Origin of the sequence: Clostridium algoriphilum, assembly GCF_020443705.1 — a bacterium.
In the GTDB taxonomy this organism is placed as follows: Bacteria; Bacillota; Clostridia; order Clostridiales; family Clostridiaceae; genus Clostridium_AD; species Clostridium_AD algoriphilum.
The window spans coordinates 1-19,952 of the sequence record NZ_JAIZZK010000001.1; the positions used below are offsets into that span (position 1 = coordinate 1).

The following is a 19,952-nucleotide window of genomic DNA, read 5'->3' on the forward strand; positions in this document are numbered from 1 at the left end:
AGAAAGAGCAACCACCACTAATAATGGCAAAAATGAACTTGATTCTATTAACTTGGAACAATTGGTAGGAGTAGAAAAATTACAACCTGAGACGAAAACCTTGCTAAAAAACAACCTTAATGAAATAGTAGATTTAATTGAAAAATCAAAAAATAATAATGAGACTTCGCCAAAAATACTTGATGTACTACAGAAACTAACTACTCAAGTTAATGAGGTAAAGGGAGAATTAAGCTTATTAAAAGTAGTTAATGAAAACCCCACAGTGGAAGATAAACCCTCTGTAGATTTGAATAAATCTTTAGATAACAATAAATTAAGATCCAAGGTAATAAATTTTGTAGAGGTAGCTAATGATGTTTTAAAACAAAATACAGAGAAACCGTCAGAACAATTGGTAGGAAATGATAAATCTATTGAAGAAGTGGTGCAAATTCAGAAAGTATTACAAGCTTTGAGCTTTATGCTTCAAAGTGTAGAAAAAGCGATCATTACTAATAATGGCAAAAACAAACTTAATTTAATTAATTTGGAGCAATTGGTAGGAGTAGAAAAGTTACCACCTGAGACGAAAACATTGCTGAACAATAGAATTATTGAAATAGTAAATTTGGTTCAAAAATCGAGAGGTAATGATGGTTCTTCTACTCAAATAATTGATGTGATACAGAATTTAACTACTGAAGTACAGGATGTAAAAGGTGATTTGAAATCATTAAAAGTTATCAATTATCAAACTTTTAGTGGAAGTAATGATGATAAATCGATAAAGCATAGAACAAAGACGATCTCTGAAATTACTCCTATAAATCTAAAACAGAGCTCAAGTGATGCACGGCAAGATAACAAATCTTCAGGAAATAAATCTTTCGAGGATAAATTTCTTAATAATTTGATTGGTCAAGATAAAGATGAAACGAAAATATCAAAAGTAGTTAATTTTATGAGTCAATTTGAAGTTGTAAAGACTGTAGATACAACTAAAGTAGGAATGTCTAATATAACAATTAATAAAAACAATTTTGAAGTAGACGTAATTAAAAATATAGAATTTATGGAAATTAATAATATTAAGGATTTAATAGTAAAAATGAATCCTAAGGAACTTGGAGAAATAACAATTAAGCTTACTATGGAAAGTGGAATCATGAAGGCCAATATTTCTGCTCAAAATAAGGACACCTATAATTTGCTAAATCATAATATTCAAGATATAAGTGATAGGTTGAAAAATATGGATATTAAAATCCATAGCTTAGATGTAAATATATATGAGGATTCAACATTTTTTAGTAAGGATTCCAGTGGGAGAAATAACAATTCCAGACAAAATAATAACTCAAAAACAAATACTGATTTAACTGATTTAGAAGAAGATATTTCTATAACTAATAAGTATGTTATAGAGGAAAATCAGGTGAATAAATTTGTTTAATTATCTACAAATACAAATAAGAGTTTAAGGGGTGATAAAAATGGCAACTGCTGTGACGACCGCTTCAAATGCAGAACAGGCAAGTTTAGCTAGGGCAACTAGCAGAGGAACCGCTATTGTAAAGAAAGGGGATGGACTGGACCAAAATTCATTTTTAAAAATACTTTCATCGGAACTTTCAAACCAAGATCCAACTAATGCTAAGGACGGTACAGAATTTGTAGCTCAAATGGCACAATTTGCATCTATGGAACAAATGAGCAATTTAAATAGCACCATGACTTTCGCAAGCTCATCATCTTTAGTGGGTAAGTTGGTAGCTTTTAGTAGTTATGATGATAAAGGAGTACAATATGGAGGCACTGTCCAGGCAGTTTATAAAGATTCAGGGGCAACCTATATAGCTGTAAAATTGGCAGATGGGAGTACAAAAGATTTCCCGGCTGATACTTTATCAGATGTTATAGATGTGCCTGATACTAAATTAGAGTCTTCAAGTGTTAATACTGCATTCGCGGCGGCTATAGGTTTAATGAGTAAACAAGTTGAGACTTCAGCTTTAACTGATGGCAAAAAATATTCAGGAACTGTTAAGAGTATATCAAAAGACGCTAATGGGATTAAGTTAACTATTTCTTATCAAGAAAATGACGCAGAGGTCACTAAGGATATAAGTTATGATGACATTTCAAAAGTAAGTTGAAAAAGTAATTAATTAAGATGGTAAGGTGATGCTAAATATGTCTTATAGAGTGGTGAACGGTAAACTATACTCAACTGGCGACTTTATTGAGTATTCGAATGTAGACTCTCAAAATAAAAGGGATAAAGTTAATAAAGAAGAAACCGCTAATAAGGAAAAAAGTACCTTTAACAAAATTTTAGATATAAAGATAAGAAAAGAAGAATGTTTTACCATATCTTCTCATGCAGCGCAAAGGCTTAATAGTCGTAACATTGATTTTAATGATGATGATATGAAAAAGATTAATGAAGGAATAAATATGGCAGATAGTAAAGGTGTGAAACAATCTTTAATATTATATAAGGATGTGGCCTTGATTACCAGTATTAAAAATAGAACTGTAATCACCGCGATGGACAAAAACGAAAGGCAAGGAAAAATAATAACAAATATAGATAGTGTAGTTATGATATAGGCCGGACCTTTATAGGGAGCCTAACTTTGTGGAAGGATAGAAGCAAAGTGATAAATAAAAAATTATAATTACAGTTTAGCTATAGTAAATAAAAAAATGGAGGTTTTATTATGTTAAGATCATTTTATTCTGGGGTAAGTGGATTGAAGGTAAATCAGGTGAAATTGGATGTTATAGGAAATAATATCGCTAATGTAGGAACTACAGCATTTAAAAGTTCAAGAGTTAGATTTAAAGATATGGTAAGTCAAAATGTTAATGAAGCTGGAGCTCCAGGAACAAGTTTAGGTGGAGTGAACGCAAAGCAAGTAGGGCTTGGAGTACAAGTTTCAGGAATAGATACTATGGTAGGGCAAGGTATGATGCAACCAACATCTAGAAATCTCGATGTTGCTATGGATGGTCAAGGGTATTTAATGGTTGCTAGGGGTCCTCTAAATGGTGAAGTAACTCTAAAGGATGATACAATTGATACAACTGCAGCCAGTACACTTGATGTTTCATATACAAGAGATGGAGCGTTAATACGAGATGATGCTGGTCACTTATTAACTTCAGATGGAGCTAGGGTTATGGGGTATTCTATAGCTGGCAATACATCATATGATGTCACTACTGGTTTACCTACTATAACATTTGTAGATGCAAATGGTACCATTGTTCCAGCGGCAGATACGGATAAACTTATTCCATTATCAATACCTGATTCAATAGAACTTGCTGATGGTTCATTACAGAGAATAACAACTTTTTCTATAGAAAAGAATGGAGAAATTAAAGCTAATTTACAGAATGGTTCTGTAGCTGTAATTGGACAGATTGCTATGGCATCATTCAGTAATCCCGAAGGCCTAAAAAAAATAGGTAATAACTTATTTGAAAATACGGCTAATTCAGGAGTGCCTGTTGTTAGATCAGGAACTGGAGCAACCACTGATAATAGCAGTGGATACGGTGATATGCTTCAAGGAATGCTTGAAATGTCAAATGTTGATCTTGCTGAGCAGTTTACAGATATGATAATTGCACAAAGAGCTTTCCAGGCATCAGGTAAATCAATTACTACAGGAGATGAAATATTACAGGAACTTATAGGCCTAAAGAGATAGTATAAAAATCAATATATAATTGAAATTTGTAGTAAGTTTCAAATGCCTTAAGTATTTGAGACTTACCAAATTTTTTCAACCTTAAACTACATAGCAAATCATAGGAGGGCCCATGATAAGACTTACAGGTTTTAACAAAAAAGAATTTATCTTAAATGCTGAAGTTATAGAAAAAATAGAAATGATGCCAGAAACATTAATAACTTTAGTAAATGGGAAGAAATATATTGTCATCGAGGATACAGAAGAAGTAATTGAAAAAGTAGTAAGGTATAAAAAGAGGATATTTACTGGTGAGTTTTAGGGGGTAGCAATATGAAAAAGCATGATTTTTTGACCACTATTGGGATTGTAGTAGGGACTGGTTTAACGGTATGGGGAATGGCATCTGGTGGAACTAATTTAAAAATCTTTTATGATTTTGCTTCAATCCTAATTACTGTAGGTGGATCCTTTGCAGCACTGCTTATAGCTTACCCGATTTCAGCCATGAAGAGAATAACAAATGTTATTTTTCAGTCATTTAAAGAAAGTACATCATCTAGTACAGAGATTATTGAAACCTTTAAAAATTTATCCCAAAAGGCAAGAAAAGAGGGACTTTTATCTCTTGAAGATGAAATGGATGTATTAACTAATGAATTTTTAAAAAAAGGGCTTCAAATGGTGGTTGATGGATTAGAACCTGAAATAATAAAGGAAATTATGGAACTTGAAATTGATGAAATGGAAAGGCGTCATACGGATGGAGCCAACATGTTAAAAGCATGGGCAGCTTATGCTCCTGCATTTGGAATGATTGGAACCCTTGTAGGACTTATTCAAATGCTTGCAAATTTAAGTGACTCATCAGCATTAGCTTCTGGTATGGGCAAGGCATTAATAACCACTTTCTACGGTGCATTACTTGCAAACTTAGTATTAGTTCCTATGGCACAAAATCTAAATTATAAATCAAGCATTGAAGTAAATAGTTGTGAAATGATAATTAATGGAATACTTGCAATTCAATTAGGAGTAAATCCAAGAATTATTGAAGAAAAATTGACATCTTATTTATCTCCTCCTGAGCGACTTAAATTTATTGAAAATAAAGTCAAGGAGGCTGAGGTGACAGAGAATGTCTAGGAAAAAAAAAGTTAAAGAAGAGATGAGAACGGATGCTTGGATTGCTACATTTGCTGATACCATGACACTGCTTCTAACTTTCTTTGTATTATTATATTCTTTTTCCACAGTTGATGCAGCTAAGTTTAAGCAAATTGCATCCTCACTTCAATCGGTATTAACTGGTGAGAGTGGAAAGAGTGTTTTGGAGACAAGTGTTAAGAGTGGAGAAACACCACTAGTGGGTGAGGGTGTAACAACTACAACTACAACTACAACTACAACCTCAAACACTAATACTGAGGACATTTATAAAAAGGTGCAAAATTTTATAAAAAACAAAAAACTTGAAGCTACAGTAATAATAAAAAGTGATGATAGGGGAGTTATTATTCAACTTAGAGAAAATATTATATTTAAAAGTGGAAATGCAGAAATTATAGATAAGAGTAAATCGGTGCTAAGTTCAATAAATGCTTTAATAGCTACTTTTCCAAATGATATTGTAATAGAGGGTCATACAGATAACATACCAATTAGTAATGCAAAGTATAAAAATAATTGGCAATTATCTTCTGATAGAGCACTTTCAGTACTTGAATATTTTGTAACAAGTAAAGGTCAAACTCATCCTGAACGATTTAAATCAATTGCGTACGGTCAATACCAACCTATTGTGGCTAATAATAGTGATAAAAACAGAGCTTTAAATAGAAGAGTAAATATTTTAATTGTTGCAGATCAAAAGGGGGACAATACAAAATGAGTGAAAAACCAAAAAAAAAGAATAGTTTTAAATTAGTTATTATAGTCCTATTATTATTAATTGTAGTTGGTGGTGGAGCCTTCGCTGGCATGTATATTCTTGGTAACAAGTCGGAAGCTGCAACCACAAAAACTGTGGCAGTTACTGAGTCTAATTATTCCTTAGATGAATTCGTAGTAAATCTTTTAGACGACGGTGGATTACTGTATATAAAAGTTACTGTTTATATTGGATATGAAGAAAATGAAAAACTAGCTGTAGAACTTGAGACAGAAAAGCCAGTTATTAGAGATATAGTTAATAGCTATCTTAGGACAAAGAAAAATGCAGACTTTACTTCAACGGGTCTTGTTACAATAAAGAGTGATTTAATAACTAGAATAAATCCAGTTTTAACAAAAGGAAAAATATCGCATATATATTTTAATAATATAGTAATTAGCAGGTGATAAAATGATAGATGGACAATTTCTGATATTGATGTTTAAAATAATAATATTTTTACCTTTTACGTTATTTATATTATATTTATCTTTAAGGTATGGTGGCAGTAAGCTCCGTAAATTACAAGATGGTAGATATATGAAGGTACTAGATAGAATTTCTTTATCTAAGGAAAATAGTATTGTAGTTGTAAAAATTGGTGATAAAGCATATGCAATGTCATCAAGTACAAAGGAAATTAAGACCTTGTTTGAATTACCTAAAGAAGAAATTCTTCATATTGAGAGCATTAAAGAGCTACCTCAGTATGAAGATATGAAGGAACTATTTAAAAAACATATTTTGAAAAAGGAAGTTAAAGATGAAAAGAAAAAATAAAAACTTGTTTATTTTTGCTTTGGTTATGGTAATTATGGGGATAGCTACATTAAGGGTAGTAAATGCGGCTCCACAGACACTACCAATACCTAAAATTAATATCTCAGTTGATAATGCAAATACGCCAAAAGAATATGTTGATAATATTAAGCTATTAATGCTTCTTACAGTACTTACTCTATTACCATCAATACTTATAATGACAACAAGTTTTGTAAGAATAATTATAGTGTTATCACTATTTAAAAATGCTATAGGTGTTCAGCAAGCGATACCTAAAGAAGTTATAATTGGACTTGCCTTATTTCTAACATTTTTTACTATGGCGCCAACATTTGCAAAAGTTAACAGTGAGGCATTAACTCCTTATATGAACAATAAAATAACTCAGCAGGTAGCCATCGATAAAGGGTCCAAGCCCATGAGAGATTTTATGTTAAGGCAGACCAGGGCAAAGGATTTAAAACTTTTTTTGGATGTGGGAAAACTACAAGATACAGTTAAAAATGAAGTTGATTCAAAGGGTAAAGTAGTACTTACAAATGGAAAACCTAAACTTACCTACGATAAGGTGCCTTTATATGCGGTTGTTCCGTCTTTTATAATAAGTGAGCTAAGGCGAGCTTTTGAAATGGGATTTTTGCTATTTATTCCTTTTATTATAATAGATATAGTTACAGGTAGTATTCTTATGGCTATGGGAATGATGATGTTACCACCAGTTATGATTTCGCTTCCATTTAAATTATTATTATTCATTATGGTTGATGGTTGGAATCTATTGGTAAAATCTTTAATTATGAGTTTTAGTTGAGGTGAAATAAATGACAGAGAATATTGTATTAACCGTAGTAAAAGATGCTATTTCAACTGCATTGTTAGTATCAGCTCCTGTTTTACTAGTAGTGACTGTTGTAGGACTAATAATAAGTATATTTCAAGCTACTACTCAAATTCAAGAGCAAACACTGACCTTTGTGCCGAAATTAGTCGCCGCAGCACTAATTGGCTTATTAATGGGAAGTTGGATGCTCCACTTAATGGTTGATTTTACAACTAGAATTTTTGAACTTATTGCTAATATGGGAGGTTAGGTGGAATTGCATTGACTAATGCTACTTATTATTTAGGATTTATAATGGTATTTTTAAGAATATCATCATTCTTTATAGGTATACCAGTTTTCTTTCCTAAGTCTGCTCCTGCAATGGTTAAAGTTGGATTTTGCTTTTTATTCACTTTTATTATTTTACCAGGAGTTAATTATGGGAATGTAAATTTAATTGCAAATAACGCAACCCTCATTATATTTTGTATATCGGAGGTTGTGACAGGTCTAACACTTGGATATATAACTAAATTTTGCTTTTACTCAGCACAAATGGCTGGGCAACTTATGGATTTTCAAATTGGATTTTCTATGATGAGCATGTTTGATCCAATATCTAATGAGAATGTTACTTTGCTTGGAACATTGCTTTACAGAATTAGTCTAGTAATGTTCTTAGTTGTAGATGGTCATCATATGTTAATTAGGGCTATTATAGATTCATTTAATTCTGTTGAAATTGGAAAGTTTATACTTAGTCAACAAACAGCTATGATGATGCTGAAAATTTTTATAGAATTCTTTACACTTGGATTAAAAATAGCAATACCTATTATATTAATAATTATAATAACAGATTTAAGTATAGGGTTAGTATCAAGAACTGTACCACAGTTAAATGTTATGATTTTAGGTATGCCAATAAAAATATTAATAGGACTCAGTTGCTTCTCTTTAGTATTGCCAGCTGTTTTAAATTTAATAGTAAATTCTTTTTATACTATTCCAGATATAATTAAAGGATTTTACAAAGTAATACCTTTACTAATTTTTATTTCAGCAGATAGTGGAGAGAAGACAGAAGATGCTACTCCTAAGAAGAAAAGTGAATCAAAGAAAAAAGGGCAAGTAGCAAAAAGTAAGGAGTTATCGTCTACTGTTACATTGTTAACAGTAACAATGCTTATGATTACGTTAGGTGCGTATACTCTAGATAATTTAAAAAGCGTTTTAATTCTTTTCTTAAATAACTATTTAAATTTTACGCTTACAGAGTATACTTTTAAAACTGTGCTTCTTGTATCACTCATGAAATTCGGACTTATAATTTTACCAATCATGGTTCCTATTATGATAATGGGAGTTGTTGCAAGTTTAATGCAATCTGGTTTTATATTTACAAATGATCCACTAAAACCTGATTTGAAAAAACTAGATCCTATTAGTGGATTTAAGAAAATTTTTTCTATGAGATCAGTAGTTGATCTAATAAAAAATTTAGCTATAGTTACTACTATATCAATTATTGCTTATAACTTCATTAAGAGTAATTATTTAGATATTATGACATATGGAAGTTTAAAGATAGAAGCAATACTCGGAGTATTTGGAAGTTTAGTTGTAGATATATTTTTTAAGATTAGTATAGTTATGCTTATAATATCTATAATTGATTTTGCGTATCAGAAGTACAAGCATAACAAAGAACTAAAAATGAGTATGCAAGAAATCAAAGAAGAATACAAGCAACAAGAAGGAGACCCGCAAATCAAATCAAAAATCAGGCAAAAACAAAGAGAAATGGCATCGAGTAGAATGATGCAGGATGTACCTGATGCAACGGTTGTCATTACCAATCCGACTCATATAGCTATTGCTATAAAATATGAGCAGGGAGGGGAAGGAGCCCCTATTGTTGTCGCTATTGGTGCAGATAATGTGGCTATACGAATTAAAGAGATAGCAAGTGGAAATGATATCCCAATTATTGAAAACAAACCTTTAGCTAGGTTAATATATAAGGAATTAGATATAGGATCCGAAATTCCAGCAGATATGTATCAAGTCGTAGCAGAAATACTAGCATTGGTATATAAGCTTAAGAAAAAAAAGTAAAGGATGATATTTGTGGCTGAAAAAGCAAAGTTTAACATAAAAAGTAATTTAGATGTTTTAGTTGCATTTGGTGTAATAGCGATAGTTTTAATGATTATAATTCCATTACCACCAGCACTTCTTGATGTAATAATTGCATTTAACATTACACTCGCAGTTATAATTTTATTATTAACAATGTTTACAACAGAAGTTTTGCAATTTTCAGTTTTCCCAACATTGTTGCTTATCACAACACTTTTAAGATTAGCATTAAATATATCATCTACAAGGCTAGTATTAACACAGGCTTATGCAGGTGATATAATTGAGGCTTTTGGTGAATTTGTTGTTGGAGGTAATTACGTTGTTGGAATAATTATTTTTTTAATAATAATCATTATACAATTTGTAGTTATTACGAATGGTGCTGGTAGAGTTTCAGAGGTTTCTGCTAGATTTACACTAGACGCGATGCCTGGTAAGCAGATGAGTATTGATGCTGATCTGAATGCAGGTGTTATAACTGAAGAACAGGCAAGAGAGAGAAGAACGAAACTACAGGATGAAGCAAGTTTTTATGGAGCTATGGATGGAGCGTCCAAGTTCGTAAAGGGAGATGCAATAGCGGGCATTATTATTACTATGATTAATATTTTTGGTGGAATAATTATAGGAGCTGTAATGCTTAAAATGCCAATTGCAACAGCTGCAACTACTTATGTTAGGTTAACAGTAGGAGACGGTCTTGTAAGTCAGATTCCAGCACTTTTAATATCAACTGCATCTGGTATTTTAGTTACTAGATCTGGTAGCAATGTAAATTTAGGAAGTCAAATAACAAGTCAGCTTACAGCATTTCCAAAAGTTATTGCTTTAGCATCAGTTGTATTATTAGTTTTGGCTGCAATACCAGGTATGCCTCATGTAGTTTTTATAATGTTATCGCTTGGAATGGCAACTAGTGCTTATTTCTTAAATAAAGATGAGAAAGATCAAAAGATACTACAAACAGAAAGTGAAGAACAAGAATCTTATGAAACAGAAAATAGGGAACCTGAGAACGTAATGAATTTAATTTCTGTAGAGCCTATGGAAATAGAAATAGGATATGGATTAATACCACTTGCAGATGAAGCTACAGGAGGAGATTTATTACAAAGAATTGCTTCTGTAAGAAGACAATGTGCTTTAGAGATGGGAATTGTTGTTCAGCCAATTAGAATCAAAGATAACTTGCAACTTAAAACAAATGAGTATGTAGTTAAAATTCGTGGTACTGTAATAATTAAGGGTGAGTTAATGCCAAGTATGCTCCTATGCATTGACCCAAGTTCTGAGGATATAACTATTCAAGGTATTAATACTATTGAACCAACATTTGGATTACCTGCAGTTTGGATAAATAATGATCAAAGAGAAGATGCTGAAATCAAGGGGTTAACAGTGGTAGACCCAACTACAGTAATGGTAACTCATTTAACAGAAACTATTAAAAATCATGCTTTTGAGTTATTAGGTAGACAGGAAACTAAGATACTTATAGATTCGGTAAAAGAGAAATATGATACCGTAGTGGATGAACTAGTACCAGATCTTATGACTATCGGTGAAGTTCAGAAGGTTCTCCAGAGTTTGCTTAAAGAAAAAGTAGCTATAAAGGACATGGTGACAATACTCGAGTCTCTAGCAGATAATGCTAGAATAACTAAGGATACAGAAGTACTAACAGAATATGTGCGTTTTTCATTGGGACGAAGTATTTGTAATGGACTAGTTGATGAGAATGGTAGCATGACTATCATTACTTTGTCACCAGATGTTGAAAATGTTATTTCAAGCAACATTCAAAAATCCATACAAGGTTCTTTTCCAGCAGTAGATCCAGAAACTACAGGAAAGATACTTAACTCTATCAAGAGTAACATTAACACGATTTATTTTCATAATAACCAACCAGTCATTTTAGTTTCTCCGAAAATAAGACCAGCGTTTAGACGATTAATTGAAATGGTATTCCCTAGCGTTTGCGTACTTTCTCTTAATGAAATACCAAATGAGGTTGAGATTAAAACTGAAGGAGTTGTGACTCTACAATGATTATAAAGAGATATATAGTCAATGGCATGAACGAAGCCATGACTAGGATAAGGTATGAACTAGGTGTTGATGCTGTTATTATAAGTCAAAGAAAAATCCGTAGACCAGGAATAAAAGGTTTATTTACAAGTAAGATTATTGAAGTAACAGCTGCGGTTGAAAATGAAATAGTTAACCAAGAGCAAAATGTCGTAAGTCGTGGAGTAGTGAGTAGTATAGAAGCAATTAACAAAGTTGTAGAACATGAAAATACAATTAAAGATAACGAGAGAAAATCTCAAGAACAAAACAAGGTAGTACATAGCGAGTCTGAAAATGTGAAGCAAAAAAGTGAAACACAAAGTAATAATTGCTCAGAAAGCATAATGAGTGAAATGATGAAAATGAAAACTATGATTAGCGAGCTTGCAGATGTTAATAGGCCTGATAAACTTAAAAGCGATATAGAAAAAATATTAGAAGAAAATGATGTTGATAGTGAAAATATAAAAAACATAATAAACAAGGTTAAAAACATTGACTTAGAGGTCAGTGAATTGGAAAAGTTGAAAATGGTATTAAAAGATATGATAAATGTTAGTAGCCCAAAATTAGAAGGTAGAATAGTGCTTGTTGGTCCAACAGGTGTAGGGAAAACTACAACCATAGCAAAACTTGCTGGAAAGCTAGCTCTAGTTGAGAAAAAGAAAGTAGGACTTATAACTGTAGATACTTACAGGATTGGTGCAGTAGAGCAGTTAAAAACTTATGCAGACATTATGAACATTCCTTTCAAAGTTGTATATAATATGAATGATATGGAAAATGCAATAGAGAGCATGAGTGAATGCGAAGTAGTATTAATTGATACTACAGGAAGAAGTAGTAAAAATAGAATGCAAATTGCTGAACTTAGAACATTTGTGGAAAAGGCTGACACGAAAAATATTCAATTAGTGCTAAGTGCTACAACGAAAAATAGTGACATTAAATATATTATTGAAGGATATCAGATTTTACATTATAATAGTATAATAGTAACTAAATTAGATGAAACTTCCACATATGGTTCCATTCTTAACATATTAGAAAGTGCTAAAATACCGATTAGTTTTGTATCAACTGGTCAAAATGTACCCGATGATATTAAAGAGTTGTCTGCAGATAGAATTGTTAGTCTTATATTAGGAGAGGATGCTATATGTTAGATCAAGCACAAAGATTAAGGCAAATGGCAGTGGAAAATGCTGATAACATAGTACCTAATAAGCCTAGAATAATAACTGTTACTTCTGGTAAAGGTGGGGTAGGTAAAAGCAATATAGTTGTTAATTTATCTATAGCACTACAAAAGATGGGTAAGAAAGTTATGATTTTTGATGCAGATATAGGAATGGGAAATGATGATATTCTAATGGGATGTTCGTCGAAATATAATGTATTTGATGTTATATGTAAAGGGAAAGAAATTGAGGAAGTTGTTTTAACTGGACCTTTTGGTGTTAAACTTCTTCCAGGTGGATCAGCCCTTACACAAGTTGAAGATTTAACAGAAATTCAAAGAGATATATTTTTAAATAAGCTTACAGCTTTAACGGGGCTTGATTATATAATAATGGACACTGGGGCTGGTGTAAATAAAAGCGTTTTGGGATTCATCGCTTGTTGTGAGGATTTAGTAATAGTAACAACACCAGAACCTACGTCACTCACCGATGCGTATAGTTTACTCAAGGCTGTTAACCATTTTAATATTAAAAATTCTGCGAAAGTTATAATAAATAGATCCTTAGATAACAATGAAGCTAATTTAACTTTTAATAAATTTAATAATGTTGTTACTAAATTTCTAAATATGAAATTAGAATATTTAGGTAAGATCGGTGAGGATAAGAAACTAGCTTATGCAGTAAGAGCGCAACAACCTGTAATTGTAAGTTATCCTAATTCTGAGGCAGCGAAGGACATAAACAGTATAGCAGGTAAAATTGAAGGAATGAAAGATGAATATAGTGGCATGGGAGTAGAGGGGTTATTTAAAAGAATTTTCAGCATCTTTTCATAAGGGGTTGGGGAAATTGATTAAAGTTGATTTTAAGGTAAATAAAAAATTAGAAATATTAATTGACGAAAGATATTTTAATAGCAACATACAAGATGAAACAGAGAGCTATATAGCAATTAGTATCCCTATTAATTCAGGAGAATATCTTCCATTGTCAAATGGCGTTATTATAGATGTAATTTATTATGAGGAAGAAAATCTATATAAATTTAAGTCAACAGTTATAGGACGTAAATTTGAAAATATACCTATGTTACTTATATCAAAACCAAAGGAAATTAAAAAAATACAGAGAAGAAAATATGTTAGAGTACCATTAATAAAAACTGTTAAGTACAAAAATATTAAGCGCGAGCAAAAAACTAATCCTAAAACAATAGATGTGAGTCAATATTTAAAAGCTGTACTAGTTGACTTAAGTGGTAGTGGTATGAAGGTAAAGATATCTGAAGAGATAAAGCTTAATGATTTTCTTGTGGTCTCATTATTAGTTAATGATGAAGACATAATTATAGTGGGTAAGGTAATGAGAATTATAAAAGATATTGATAGTAGGTTTATTTGTGGCCTGAGCCTTGATTCTATAGATAACTCAACTAGGGAAAAAATTATTAAATATATTTTTAAGCTTATGAGAGAGCAATTGAAAAAAGTATAGGGAGGCGTCATATGTCCATAGCTAAACCAACTGATCTACACGAGAAAATTGTAAAAAAACATATACCTTTAGTTAAATATATTGCATCTAGGGTAATAATTGGTAAAACTAAATATGTTGAATATGAAGATTTAATTAGTTATGGCATGCTAGGACTTATGGATGCTTTAGGAAAATTTGATTCAACTAAAGGTATGAAATTTTCAAGTTACGCATCAATAAGAATAAAAGGTGCTATGATTGATGAACTAAGGCGTAATAGCCCTATTTCAAAGGGCGCTATGGATAAACTTAATAGGTACAATGAGGCTATAGAGAGACTTCAGAAACGTCTCTATAAAGAACCAACAACTATTGAAATCGCAAAAGAATTGGGAATTACACTTGCTGAAGTAAGTGATATTGAGAACAATATAAATTATATATCCATAGTTTCACTTGAAGATTTAATATTTTCTGACGACGATGACATGCCACTTAGCGGCACAATTAAAGATGACAGGAGTCCAAGTCCAGAAAAGGCCCTCGAGGAAAAAGAGCAAATAGAGTATTTGGTTTTGGGGCTTGAAAACCTTAAGGAGAAGGACAAGTTGGTTTTAACCCTATACTATTATGAAGGTCTTACATTAAAGGAAATAGGAAGCATTTTAAGTGTGTCTGAATCACGAGTTTGTCAACTACACAGCAGGGCCCTTGTAAACCTAAGGAAAGCCCTAGTAAAACTTAAATATGATTTAGATTAAAATCATCTAATAAGGATGATGCAATTTATAAAATTTGGAGTGGATTATATGACCGGTTTGTTAATTTTTATTGGATTAATTCTTATAATACTTAATGTCTTAGCAATAAAAAAGCAGAATAAGTCCTTTAATGGAGTGCTTGGGAATGCTATGGGAAATATACATGATAATGATATTATAATAGGAGAACTTAGACGAGAGTTTTCTGAAAACATCTTGGAACTTCAAAGTGAACTAATGAAATTAAAAGAGGACATAGAAAGAAATAATAAAACAATTAAAAGAGCTGAACTGACCCAGGATAAAGGTGAAAATAAAATTATTATAGAAGAAAATAATGATGATATAATTATGGATAAGCCTAGTATTATAAGTCCTATTGAAGAACCACGAAATGCTACTAGCCAAAAGGTTGATGAGATAAAAAGGCTATTTTGTGAGGGCTTATCATTAGATGAAATTTCAGAAATATTGCATTTGGGTAAGGGGGAAGTACTATTAATAAAGAATTTATACATAAAATAAAAAATTTAATAGACTTTCTAAGTGATAGAAAACTTCTAATAGGTATAGGAATAGGGTTAATTTTGGCTTGTATTATATTAAGCGGTGCCAAGATAAATTATGAAATGAGTAAAGGTAAAACTGAGATTAAGGCTAGGGGATATGGCATGCGCTATCCTGATGAAATGCCAATAATAACTAATAAGGACGTGGGGAAATGATTAGAGGTCTTTATACTGCAGTAACTGGAATGATAACTGGAGAAGCTAAACAAAGTATAGTAACTAACAATATAGCAAATGCAAATACAAACGGTTTTAAAAGCGATAACCTTTCTATTAAAAAATTTGATGATGTGTTGATACAAAACTATGATAAAATCGTAAATGGTAAAAATACTAAGAATACTATTGGATCATTAAGTATGGGAAGTAAAATAGATGACTTAAACACGTATTTTGGTCAAGGCCTTCTTCAAGCAACGGATAAAACTACGGATTTTGCAATAGATGGAAGTGGTTTTTTTACAGTGCAAAGAAATGATGGCATTACTACAAAAGATTATTATACTAGAAGTGGTGATTTTCATGTTGATGGAAGTGGATATTTAGTAACTGATAGCGGAGACAAGGTTTTAGGTAAAGATAAAGCAACAAATGCATTAGGACCCATTTATGTTGGTGATGGTAAACTCCAAGTAGATAATAGCGGAAATGTATCGGTTAACGGTGTGAGTCAATATAAATTCGCAACAGTAGATTTTAGTGATTATAAGACCATTAAAAAAGTTGGAGATAATTTGTATGATGCAGCGAGTCCTATGCAAAACCAAAATATTACTGTTAAACAAAATTCATTAGAAAAATCTAATGTTAATGTTTCAGCTGAGATGGTAAATATGATGACAATTACAAGAAACTTTGAAAGTAATCAAAAAGTTATACAGGCTATTGATGAGACTTTAGGAAAAGCAGTAAATGAAGTAGGCACGGTGAAATAAAACATATAAATGAAGGAGGGGAAGCATTAAAATGTTAAGACTTTTATGGAATACTCAAAGTTCTATGGCAGCCCAACAGGAAAAGTTAGATGCTATATCAAATAATATTGCTAATGCAAATACTAATGGATACAAGAAACTTGATGCAAATTTTAAAGATCTTGTTTACGAGACACTTGATAGAAAAGGATATCCAGTAACTTCTAGTGCTGCAAGTAAAACGGCATTGCAAAATGGTACTGGAACTCGCATAGGTGAATGGACAAGAGATACTACGCAAGGTCAGCTCACACAGTCAAGCCTTCCAACTGATTTAGCTATAGACGGCAGCGGATATTTTGAAGTAATTCAGGCGGATAATAGCAAGGCTTATACAAGAGCAGGTAATTTTCTTACAGATGCAAGTGGAACTATAGTTGATGATAAGGGAAATAGATTAAGCATACTTGATGGTCAGGGTAATAATATTAATAAGGTGAATGGATCTTATAAATTTGATAAGAACAATTTTCAAGTTGATGTAGATGGGATCGTATCTATAAAACAAGGTAATACGTCAATGTCTGTTGGAAAAATAAAAATATCAAATGCTATAGGAGATAATTCAATGATATCTATAGGAGATAATTTATTTGCGCCCAAGTTAGGTGCGACTATGGTACAAAGTAAAGATTATTCAGTCATGCAAGGGTACTTAGAGCAATCCAATGTTGATATTGCAACAGAGATGACAGAGATGCTAGTAACTCAGAGAGCTTTTCAGCTTAGTTCAACTACTCTAAAAACTGCAGACGAAATGTGGCAAATGGCGAATAATCTACAAAAATAGATTTATTGTTCTCTATTCTTAAGATAGATGTACTTATATTGGTATGTCTATTTTATATTGTAAAATAATAATCAAAAATAGTTTTAATTAAAGAGTATTTCTCATATATTATTAGTAAAGTACATAATAATATGATCTAGGAGGAATAAAAATGGGGATAGGATATTTAGTTGGATGTTTACTTAGTATATTACTTTGGAAATTAGATAGGCAAAGATTATTTAACATTATTAATTTAAAAATAAAGAAGAAAATTGAAAATATATATGTGTTACAATTTTTATATTTTTTCGTAGCAATTTTTATATATATTGGGCTTGTTTTAATAAAAGATAATCAAGTATATAATGCAATCACCGCTTTTATGGTAATAGATATAAGTAATACAGAGAGAAAAAATCTAAATCACACTGAGAAAAAGCATTTTTATGATACTATATCAACTATATCTAGAGCACTCATATGCGGGTTCATTACTCCATTATTCTATATTGCAATACTTGGTAATGGTGCAGGAATTATATTTACATTGCTCTACAATTTAGGGATGGATGAGGATTTAAATATAATAAGTAAAATTGTATCTATTGCCAGCATAATTCCATCAGTAATTGCAGAATTATTTCTATATACAATTTATATCTTTAGAAATCGAAATTTAAGGGTGAAATTTAAAGGGGATTACATAAGTAATCTATGGAGAATACCTCTTCTTAACGTAGATATCTTAGCTGCTTATACAGAGTCTGTTAACTTTTACTCCTATTATAATGGGGATAATATGCATCATCTAAAGAGTTATGGTGATTACAGCAATAAAATTGATGATGTATGTATTAAGGATTATTTAAGTATAAGTTACTCTATTTGTTTTATAGTTTTCACTATATTTGTAGTCTTACAATTATTATAAAAAATTGATATAGTTGTATTAATAGCAATAAGAGTAATAAAAAAACAAAGCATATACTCCTGGGATGTATATGCTCTGTTTTATATAAAAAAATTATTTTATTTTGTTCATTGCAACTGTAATAGGTGGTATAACTTGTTTTTTTCTTGAAACAAGACCTGGAACATATACACCACTATTAGTTAGAGTAACATTAAAGGCTTTTGATATAATCTCTTTATGTTCCCCTGCAGCTATTAATACTGAACCTCCATTTAATATATCAGTTAGCATTAATAAAACCAATGCAAAACCATTTTCTTTGGCTTTTTTATTCATTAAATCTATCATGTCTTCTTTTAGTGAGTCGAAGCCTTCAATATACATTGTACCAACTTGTGATACTCCTACTTTAAAATTATTAAGGGTAAAAGTCTTAAAGTCTTGATAGAAAATTTCCTCAGCAGTTTTACCTTCTAAAGAGGTACCAGCTTTAAACATTTCCTTAGCAAACTCTTCCACATTTAAATCAGCAATTTGAGCTAATCTTTTTAATGTAAGTTCATCGACTAAAGTGGAGGTAGGAGATTTTAAAAGTAATGTATCAGATATAATTGCTGCACATAAAAGACCAGCAACACTTTTAGAAGGCCTAATACCATTTTCAAAGAATATGGTAGCGACTATTGTTGAAGTGCTTCCTACAGGTTCATTTCTAAAATATATAGGTTGTCCAGTTTGCACATCTGCAATTCTGTGATGGTCTATTATTTCTAATACATCAGAGTCTTCAAGCCCTTCCACAGATTGGGCTTTTTCATTATGATCAACTAGTATTACTTTTTTTCTGTTTTCTGATATTAAGTGGAATCTTGATATACTTCCAATAACTTTATTATCTTGATCAAGAACTGGATAACTTCTATATCTTGTCTCAATCATAATATGTTTTATGTCCTCAACAAAATCTTCTGAATTAAAACTAACAAGGTTTTTTGTGGTCATAACATAATGGATAGGGATGCTCTGAGTTATTAATCTAGAAGCTGTAAAAGTGTCAAAAGGGGTTAATATTATTGTGCATTTATTAGTTTTTGCAAGCTTAATAATTTCATCTGTTGGAGTATGATTACCTGTAATTATTAAAAGAGAAACCTTAGAACTAATTAACAAGTTTTGAGTATCGTCTCTATCCCCACAAATAGAAATATCACCAGCTTCAATTACAGATTTTGTACTATCAGGATGCATAGCAGCTACAACAATCTTTCCAGTTGTTTTAAAATCTCCTTCTGGTGTGTACAAGCATTTAGCTGATAGAGTATCTAGAATATTCTCAATTGGTGTATTACTTTTGGCAAGAATAGAATTATCCCAAATATCTAAATAGTTTGAAGCAAGATTTGAAACTGAAACAACGCCAGCCAATCTATTGTTTTCATCAATTACAGGTAGAGTTTTAATATTATTCCTTTTCATAATGGACCATGCCATTTTCAAAGAAATTTGTGGTGAAATAGGGGCCACAATGTCAATGTCTAAATCAGAAATTTGAGTTTTAACCGTAGTTATAAGCTCTGGTTCCTCTACATTAAAGTAATTAAGAATAAATTGTGTTTCACGATTAACTTCACCAAGTCTTATAGGTACAGCACAAATTTTTCCAGTCTTATTTTTAAACTCTGCATAGGAAATAGCAGCGCAAATAGAATCAGTATCTGGATTTCTATGCCCAGTAATATAAATAATGTTTTTCAAGTATAAGCCTCCTAATATTCATCTGGGGTAGACAACAATTATTAATTATTATTATCTTTGTCATTTTCACTAACAATCATTATAGTATTAGTTTATATTCAA

22 protein-coding genes are annotated in these 19,952 nt (G+C 31.3%); 21 read left to right on the forward strand and 1 reads right to left on the reverse strand.

The window, feature by feature from the left end; genetic code table 11:
• From fliK to LGK95_RS00105, 21 genes are all read left to right on the forward strand, one after another.
• Window positions 1–1,435 (forward strand): flagellar hook-length control protein FliK (gene fliK, locus LGK95_RS00005; RefSeq protein WP_226120874.1); only part of this gene is annotated, 1,435 nt, incomplete at its 5' end.
• A gap of 40 nt (window positions 1,436–1,475) precedes the next feature.
• On the forward strand, window positions 1,476–2,138 hold the full coding sequence (locus tag LGK95_RS00010) for a flagellar hook capping FlgD N-terminal domain-containing protein (protein WP_226120876.1): 663 nt from the start codon (window positions 1,476–1,478) through the stop codon (window positions 2,136–2,138).
• Window positions 2,139–2,175: 37 nt separating this feature from the next.
• Entirely contained in the window at window positions 2,176–2,595 is a 420-nt protein-coding gene (locus LGK95_RS00015) for a TIGR02530 family flagellar biosynthesis protein (protein WP_226120878.1), read from the forward strand.
• A gap of 110 nt (window positions 2,596–2,705) precedes the next feature.
• Entirely contained in the window at window positions 2,706–3,704 is a 999-nt protein-coding gene (locus tag LGK95_RS00020; RefSeq protein WP_226120888.1) for a flagellar hook-basal body complex protein, read from the forward strand.
• 112 nt (window positions 3,705–3,816) lie between these two features.
• Window positions 3,817–4,008 (forward strand): flagellar FlbD family protein, encoded by a 192-nt coding sequence (locus LGK95_RS00025; protein ID WP_226120890.1) that lies wholly within the window; start codon window positions 3,817–3,819, stop codon window positions 4,006–4,008.
• An 11-nt stretch (window positions 4,009–4,019) separates the two neighbouring features.
• Entirely contained in the window at window positions 4,020–4,832 is an 813-nt protein-coding gene (locus tag LGK95_RS00030; protein WP_226120892.1) for a motility protein A, read from the forward strand.
• Window positions 4,825–5,577, forward strand: coding sequence for a flagellar motor protein MotB (locus tag LGK95_RS00035; RefSeq protein ID WP_226120893.1), 753 nt, complete (start codon window positions 4,825–4,827; stop codon window positions 5,575–5,577). Before LGK95_RS00030 ends, LGK95_RS00035 begins: the two co-directional genes overlap by 8 nt.
• Window positions 5,574–6,026 carry a flagellar basal body-associated FliL family protein gene (locus tag LGK95_RS00040; protein WP_226120895.1) on the forward strand — a complete coding sequence of 151 codons (453 nt, stop codon included), beginning with the start codon at window positions 5,574–5,576 and terminating at the stop codon, window positions 6,024–6,026. The genes LGK95_RS00035 and LGK95_RS00040 overlap by 4 nt, the downstream gene beginning before the upstream one ends.
• A 4-nt stretch (window positions 6,027–6,030) precedes the next feature.
• Entirely contained in the window at window positions 6,031–6,399 is a 369-nt protein-coding gene (fliO, locus tag LGK95_RS00045) for a flagellar biosynthetic protein FliO (protein ID WP_226120897.1), read from the forward strand.
• A complete protein-coding gene (locus LGK95_RS00050; protein ID WP_226120900.1) occupies window positions 6,383–7,213 on the forward strand; it encodes a flagellar type III secretion system pore protein FliP in 831 nt (276 codons plus the stop codon). Before fliO ends, LGK95_RS00050 begins: the two co-directional genes overlap by 17 nt.
• Before the next feature lie 10 nt (window positions 7,214–7,223).
• A complete protein-coding gene (gene fliQ, locus LGK95_RS00055) occupies window positions 7,224–7,493 on the forward strand; it encodes a flagellar biosynthesis protein FliQ (RefSeq protein WP_226120902.1) in 270 nt (89 codons plus the stop codon).
• A gap of 11 nt (window positions 7,494–7,504) precedes the next feature.
• On the forward strand, window positions 7,505–9,343 hold the full coding sequence (locus LGK95_RS00060; protein WP_226120904.1) for a fused FliR family export protein/FlhB family type III secretion system protein: 1,839 nt from the start codon (window positions 7,505–7,507) through the stop codon (window positions 9,341–9,343).
• 3 nt (window positions 9,344–9,346) lie between these two features.
• Window positions 9,347–11,422 carry a flagellar biosynthesis protein FlhA gene (flhA, locus tag LGK95_RS00065; protein ID WP_226120906.1) on the forward strand — a complete coding sequence of 692 codons (2,076 nt, stop codon included), beginning with the start codon at window positions 9,347–9,349 and terminating at the stop codon, window positions 11,420–11,422.
• Complete coding sequence (gene flhF / locus LGK95_RS00070; RefSeq protein WP_226120908.1) at window positions 11,419–12,609, forward strand: flagellar biosynthesis protein FlhF; 1,191 nt, start codon at window positions 11,419–11,421, stop codon at window positions 12,607–12,609. The genes flhA and flhF overlap by 4 nt, the downstream gene beginning before the upstream one ends.
• Window positions 12,603–13,466 carry a MinD/ParA family protein gene (locus tag LGK95_RS00075; protein ID WP_226120909.1) on the forward strand — a complete coding sequence of 288 codons (864 nt, stop codon included), beginning with the start codon at window positions 12,603–12,605 and terminating at the stop codon, window positions 13,464–13,466. The genes flhF and LGK95_RS00075 overlap by 7 nt, the downstream gene beginning before the upstream one ends.
• Window positions 13,467–13,479: 13 nt before the next feature.
• The gene (locus tag LGK95_RS00080; RefSeq protein ID WP_226120911.1) at window positions 13,480–14,124 is read left to right on the forward strand and encodes a flagellar brake protein; all 645 of its coding nucleotides are present in this window, start codon (window positions 13,480–13,482) and stop codon (window positions 14,122–14,124) included.
• An 11-nt stretch (window positions 14,125–14,135) separates the two neighbouring features.
• Window positions 14,136–14,867, forward strand: coding sequence for a FliA/WhiG family RNA polymerase sigma factor (locus tag LGK95_RS00085; protein ID WP_226120913.1), 732 nt, complete (start codon window positions 14,136–14,138; stop codon window positions 14,865–14,867).
• A 48-nt stretch (window positions 14,868–14,915) separates the two neighbouring features.
• A complete protein-coding gene (locus LGK95_RS00090; protein WP_226120915.1) occupies window positions 14,916–15,392 on the forward strand; it encodes a DUF6115 domain-containing protein in 477 nt (158 codons plus the stop codon).
• Between the two features lie 196 nt (window positions 15,393–15,588).
• A complete protein-coding gene (locus tag LGK95_RS00095) occupies window positions 15,589–16,371 on the forward strand; it encodes a flagellar hook-basal body complex protein (RefSeq protein WP_226120917.1) in 783 nt (260 codons plus the stop codon).
• A gap of 31 nt (window positions 16,372–16,402) precedes the next feature.
• Window positions 16,403–17,200, forward strand: coding sequence for a flagellar hook-basal body complex protein (locus tag LGK95_RS00100; RefSeq protein WP_226120919.1), 798 nt, complete (start codon window positions 16,403–16,405; stop codon window positions 17,198–17,200).
• A gap of 151 nt (window positions 17,201–17,351) precedes the next feature.
• Window positions 17,352–18,113, forward strand: a complete 762-nt coding sequence (locus LGK95_RS00105; protein ID WP_226120921.1) for a hypothetical protein — start codon at window positions 17,352–17,354, stop codon at window positions 18,111–18,113.
• A 93-nt stretch (window positions 18,114–18,206) separates the two neighbouring features.
• Here the strand turns inward: LGK95_RS00105 and LGK95_RS00110 are convergent, their stop codons facing one another.
• Entirely contained in the window at window positions 18,207–19,850 is a 1,644-nt protein-coding gene (locus tag LGK95_RS00110) for a putative manganese-dependent inorganic diphosphatase (protein ID WP_226120923.1), read from the reverse strand.
• Window positions 19,851–19,952: the final 102 nt, after the last annotated feature.